Below are 513 nucleotides of genomic sequence, written 5' to 3' on the forward strand. Positions count from 1 at the left end.
GAAATTTGGCATGCTTTCGATTGGTCGGAAATGACATCATCATCAAAGGGGCGTAAAAATGTCAAATTAAATTCGCCCTCCTACATTGTTCACACGCACCAGACACCGACCGACCGACTATGGCTTCACCGATCAGCCCAACGCGTAGGTTATTAACTATTTAATTCTTATTTGAACAAACATTTTAGAAATTTGCCAAATCAACAGGTTTTTCTTTAGAAAAGCCTGGAGAACTGTTTATGCAAGAACAGAGCAGCACACCAACGCTTGAACAACTGCTTTTTGTGCAAGAATTTGCATCAAAAGAACAACAGAGCCGACCAACAACAGAACAACAACAAGAAAAGCTTTTTATGCAACAACAGAGCAGACCAGCAGAACAAAACGAATCGGAAACGTGTAGGTTAAATAAAAACAACAATTATACAAGCTGTTTAGATTTTGCGAATATAGAGTCGGATTTTCTTTAGCCAACAACGGCAATAGATCATCATTCGACAGAGGGCCAAAAGA

1 protein-coding gene is annotated in these 513 nt (G+C 39.4%); it reads left to right on the plus strand.

The features are described from left to right. Positions 1 to 239: 239 nt before the first annotated feature. Complete coding sequence (locus GY937_05940; protein MCP5056254.1) at positions 240 to 470, plus strand: hypothetical protein; 231 nt, start codon at positions 240 to 242, stop codon at positions 468 to 470. Positions 471 to 513 lie beyond the last annotated feature (43 nt).

This window comes from bacterium, assembly GCA_024228115.1.
GTDB lineage: Bacteria > Myxococcota_A > UBA9160 > UBA9160 > UBA6930.